This is a genomic window from Alteromonas sp. ABE4_545 (assembly GCF_056161325.1).
The window spans coordinates 1-4,900 of the sequence record NZ_JBSWYY010000056.1; the positions used below are offsets into that span (position 1 = coordinate 1).

At 42.4% G+C, this 4,900-nt stretch carries 7 protein-coding genes; 6 read left to right on the forward strand and 1 reads right to left on the reverse strand.

Annotated elements, in window-relative coordinates; all coding sequences use genetic code 11:
* The first annotated feature begins 127 nt into the window (after positions 1-127).
* Complete coding sequence (locus ACXAH6_RS20220; RefSeq protein WP_474879787.1) at positions 128-583, forward strand: hypothetical protein; 456 nt, start codon at positions 128-130, stop codon at positions 581-583.
* Between the two features lie 124 nt (positions 584-707).
* Positions 708-1,094: a hypothetical protein gene (locus ACXAH6_RS20225; RefSeq protein WP_474879788.1), complete on the forward strand. Its 387-nt coding sequence runs from the start codon at positions 708-710 to the stop codon at positions 1,092-1,094.
* 842 nt (positions 1,095-1,936) lie between these two features.
* Here ACXAH6_RS20225 and ACXAH6_RS20230 read toward each other — a convergent pair.
* The gene (locus ACXAH6_RS20230; RefSeq protein ID WP_474879789.1) at positions 1,937-2,137 is read right to left on the reverse strand and encodes a hypothetical protein; all 201 of its coding nucleotides are present in this window, start codon (positions 2,135-2,137) and stop codon (positions 1,937-1,939) included.
* 35 nt (positions 2,138-2,172) lie between these two features.
* Here ACXAH6_RS20230 and ACXAH6_RS20235 point away from each other — a divergent pair, with 35 nt between their 5' ends.
* The 4 genes from ACXAH6_RS20235 (at position 2,173) to ACXAH6_RS20250 (ending at position 4,690) form a co-directional block, all read left to right on the forward strand.
* The gene (locus ACXAH6_RS20235; RefSeq protein WP_474879791.1) at positions 2,173-2,616 is read left to right on the forward strand and encodes a hypothetical protein; all 444 of its coding nucleotides are present in this window, start codon (positions 2,173-2,175) and stop codon (positions 2,614-2,616) included.
* Positions 2,617-3,082: 466 nt separating this feature from the next.
* On the forward strand, positions 3,083-3,544 hold the full coding sequence (locus ACXAH6_RS20240) for a hypothetical protein (protein ID WP_474879793.1): 462 nt from the start codon (positions 3,083-3,085) through the stop codon (positions 3,542-3,544).
* Between the two features lie 124 nt (positions 3,545-3,668).
* Positions 3,669-4,184, forward strand: coding sequence for a hypothetical protein (locus ACXAH6_RS20245; RefSeq protein ID WP_474879794.1), 516 nt, complete (start codon positions 3,669-3,671; stop codon positions 4,182-4,184).
* A 113-nt stretch (positions 4,185-4,297) separates the two neighbouring features.
* Positions 4,298-4,690 (forward strand): hypothetical protein, encoded by a 393-nt coding sequence (locus tag ACXAH6_RS20250; protein WP_474879796.1) that lies wholly within the window; start codon positions 4,298-4,300, stop codon positions 4,688-4,690.
* Positions 4,691-4,900: the final 210 nt, after the last annotated feature.

Sequence of the window (4,900 nt, forward strand, 5' to 3'; positions counted from 1 at the left end):
ACAAACCGCTGTAGACGCAAGCGGAGCTTGCTGGGACAAAAACACGTGGGCCGTCCTCGCTTCGCTCGTTATTATAGCCCACGTATTTTTGCCCCTAAGCGGGGTGTTATACCTACAGGGTGTTTAATTGAGAGTTTACCTAGTTATTTTTCTTTTATTGTTCAGTGGTCCGGCATTTTCCGACAATGTTAAGGATATTTCGAATGAGAGACTCAACGAGTATTTTAGAAGTGATCTAGACTACGAAGCTTTCTTCTTAAATTTAAAATCAAGCTTGTTATCTGGCGATAAGCAAGAGGTAGCGTCGCTAAACTTGTATCCGATACGAGTTAACTATCCTAGCGGTAGCGTTTATTACGACACCATAGAGCAATTCATTGAAAACTACGACAGCATTGTTACACCGGAAATGCTGACAAGGGTTAAAGAGCAGCAGTTCAAGAACTTATTTTATAATTATAACGGACTGAATATAGGGTTTGGAGATATTTGGTTTAGTGGCATTTGCATGGATGGTGATCTTTGCAAAGAACTTAAAATAAATGTTTGGGCTTACAGTGTGCTCTCTGTAAGTAAAAAGTAGGTATAACAAACCACTGTAGTCACTCGCTGGCGCTCGTTGGGACACAAACACGCAGGCTCCCTTCGCTTCGCTCCGTATTATAGCCTGCGTATTTGTGCCCCTAAGTGGGGCGTTAGGTGCCATCATGGAAACATGTTTAGATATTCACAATTATCAGTGTTGGTACTTGGAAAACCTTCAGTATCAAGACAGGCTCTTGACTCTGACGCTAAGTGAAAGCTCTAGGGTTTCTGAAAAGCATATGGAACCTAAGAAATTCCTTGTTGTTTTTTCAGACACGATTCAATATCAAGTTTACGATGAATGTGATCATTCAAAAGATTTTCACGCAAGCAGGGAAGGCGGCGTAGTTGGAGAATATCAAAGCTCCAGTCTCATAGAATATTTGAAATCAGAGACGTTAATCTATGATACAACCCCCGGTGAGCTTAGACATTTTTCTGTCATGACTGGCAATGAGTTCATCCACGTAATCACCAGAAAAGAGCCGGTAATTTTAAATGTCACCTAACAAAAAAATTATGTCGCCCGCAAGCGGGCTGGGACACAAACAGGCAGGCGGCTTCGCCATTATAGCCTGCCTGTTTGTGCCCCATATTTAGGCGTTAGCCCCCATTCGTTAATCCGTTCAAAAATAAAAGATCACTGTAGGGTGAACTCCGGTAGCATTTCTTGTTTTAGCGTCCTACCGTCATAGGCTATTTTTGTTTCCTGGGCTATCAACCAATCAGGCTATTTTCTTCCCGTGGTTTGCGCGGCGCGAACTCTCTTTCTTTGTTAGTGAGTAGCGCTTTTATCTGCAATCGTATCGTGCATTTCTCAGCTTCATTGGCAACGCAGCTTTATCAGTTGGAGCAAATGGCTAATGTGAAAATAGGTTGTTGTTTTTCTGGCGGTTGTTTATGGTTAACCTTTAGCATCAAGGGCTGTTAGGTTGTGCAATCACCTTGGTGCCCGGCAGCAAAGCTGCGAGAATTCACTAGCTGGGCTAACAAACAACTGTAGCCGTTCGCTGGCGCTCACTGGGACAATAACACGCAGGCTCAGTCGCTTCGCTCCAATTTTAGCCTGCGTGTTATTGCCCCTAAGTTGGGCGTTAACCCCCATTTCTTAGAGTGTCGTTGTTGTTAGCTCTTTCGTGAATTTCAGTGACTGCGTTTTGTTCTTCAAGGGTGTTTTCGAACCCAACCGCCATTGGGTGCTAAACTGGGCATTTTGCTATCAACCACCAAACGTTATTTCTTCCCGTGGTTTGCGCGGCGCGTACAATCTAGGTCGGTGAAACTAGTTCCTTTTTCAGTATTCGTTTGACTGTTGTTTTTAGGTCTGGTCAACGCAGTTGTTTTTGCTTGCTCAAAAACACAATTTCAAAAATATGTTGTTGTTTTCTTTACCGTTGTTTAAGGTAAAAACACTATTTTTAACTTTGCAGGTTTTAATAGGCATGTTGGCGGTGGCAGCATAGCTGCGTGCGTTCAGTGGCTGGGTTAACAAACCAAGGCAGTGGACAATAACACGCAGGCTCACTCGCTTCGCTCCCAGTTTAGCCTGCATGTTATTGCCCCTGCTTGGGGCGTTAGAAGCCAAAGATGAATTCAGATCCAGATGATGTTTTTGAAAAATTTATGAGAGCAGAGGATGCTTTGAGGGACATCCTTTACATGTTCTATACCTGCGCAGATTACGGTTTTCTTTACGACGATATGGGCACTGAAGATGGAACATTTGACCCATATACATATATCGACTGTGAAATCAGTATTACTGGGTATGAGACTGATTTTTCTCTGTTGCACAATGGGTCCGCTATAAAAATCATTTGCTCCGTCTTAGAACGCGTAATTCAAGGGCCGAATCCAAATTACGAGAAAGAGAAAGCTCTTATAAAGTCAGGGAGAATGGACCACATCCCCGAACTAAGAGATTATCTTTCTAAAATTATTACCAGTAGCAGTCAATGCAATAAGGAAGGACAACAAATCTATCAAAAATATATCGCAGGTTACTTTAAATGTTTGGGAAATGGCTTCTAACAAACAAATGTTGGGGACACAAACACGCGGGCTCTGCTTCGCAGTATAGCCCACGCGTTTGTGCCACCAAATTAGGGCGTTATGTGCGTGTTTGAATTAGTCACATTAAAGTTGTCGGTTTTTGACAGGTTGCAGGTAAATTCAGCAACCACTCTTTGTTTTTAACCTACGTAAAAACCCGTTTTTGGTTTGGCTAGATTTTGCGAGTAAATTGCATTTTCGGTGTTGCCGTAATAAGTTGGGCTAAATAGTTTTAGTGTTGTATTAATCGTAAACGCGGCAATTTTGAGTGGGTTGGGGGATTTAGCAATGCGCTTCGTATTGTGTTTTCACATTAACCACTTGCGCATTTAACTCGCGATAAATTAAACCAAAACATAGGGAAGGTGTTTTAACGAATGGCTACAGCACATAACAAAACGCTTAAGGCGCAAGCCGCTGTCGCGGCCTGCTGGGACACAAACACGTGGGGCGCTTCGCTATTATGCCCCACGCGTTTGCGCCCCTTAGCTTAGCGTTATGTGCCAAGGAAGCTAAACAGGCGATGTTGAGATTTCACGATTATCATCTTCAAAAATACGAAGTTACCGACCATGGCAAAACTGTAAAGTTATATTTGGGTTTTGGTTACCCCGGTAAAGAAACTGATTTATCTGAAATCACCTTCGCAGAAGTAGCTGTATATCATTTTGTGCATACGGCACATTCGATTATCACCGATATTGAAAACGTACCTATTCGTTCTATCTTCGAAGAAGAAAAGGATAATATCCAAAATTGGAATCGATATTATGGCGTTGACATATGGAAAGATGATTTTGAAGCTACTGTAAATTACCTTGAAAGTAATAATTACAGCGGCTGGTATATCGAGTCAGCCATCGGTTTCGGTGGGTTTGTTGTAGCTAAATCGGTTAGTGGCACATAACAAACCGCTGTAGACGCACGCGGGGCGTGCTGGGACAAAAACACGTGGGCTGTCCTCGCTTCGCTCGGTATTATAGCCCACGTATTTTTGCCCCTAAGCGGGGTGTTAGGTTACCAGTAGAAACATGCGTAGATTTTCAGTTTTAAATAAGAATGCTCAGGTGGAACTGCGAGAAAAGTTTCCTGATTTAGACAAGTTAGTCGCTGTAGAAGACACCTCTGAATATACCTATATGGCTGTTTCAGTATTTGACCGCTGGCTAGGTCATGATGATGCACTAAAGTTTCTGTCAGATGTCTCCGAAGAAGAGCAACGAGAAAGAGATTCAAAGTTTATTAAATTCGCTGAAAAGCTCGTGAGTAATACTGAAATTCTGAATTTTACTTTTAGGGGGCGCTGGCATAAAGCATTGCCATTATTTCGTAAATTTACTTCTTACACAACAAAAGTAAATTATTTAATGTGCACACCACATAACGTGGACAGCTCTCAATTTTATAAAGTCGTATTACCGGAGCTAGAGGCTGTGTACTTTGAAAGCTGGGACGATACCAATGTTTTTTATCTTCGCAATCCAGAGAAAGCAGCTCAAATAGAAAGTTGGGCTAATGAAAGCGGACTGTATTGTTTAACAAGGTAACCTAACAAACCAAGTCAGCGGGACACTAACACGTAGGCTCCCGTCACTTCGTTCCGTATAATAGCCTACGTGTTATTGCCCCTGCTTGGGGCGTTAGAGTTCAAGGAGGAATCTTGGCAAATCCGATAACTCAAAATATGAAAACAGGTACGTTAGGCGAGCTGTTTGTACAATTGAAGTTGCTGGAATTCGATATTCAAGCGGCTCCTCCGTTGAAAGATTCTGGAAATGACCTGGTTGCGCTAAAAGGCGTGACTATTAAAACTATTCAGGTAAAAACTACAACTAACCAAATAAGAAGGCCTAGCTCTCTGCCCGAGAACTATGATCTGTTGGCACTAGTACAGATAGATGCAAATGACGTCAGTATTTCATGGGACGAATCAAAAGTTTATTTAATACCAAAAGAAGCTCTAGGTGCCAACAATTCATTGCCTAGTCAACTAGGCAGCTTTTTGCTTTGCGAACAGTTAGCATGTAGGTTGTTTTTAGCTAATGAACTCTAACAAACCGCTGTAGACGCACGCGGGGCGTGCTGGGACAAAAACACGTGGGCTGTCCTCGCTTCGCTCGTATTATAGCCCACGTATTTTTGCCCCTAAGCGGGGTGTTATGTGTAATGATGAAAATATTTATTCCTGTTGTTCTGTTCTCCATACTTTGCAGTTTTGATGTTCATGCTGTGCGTGTTCGCAATTGTGGTGATTTAGAAATCG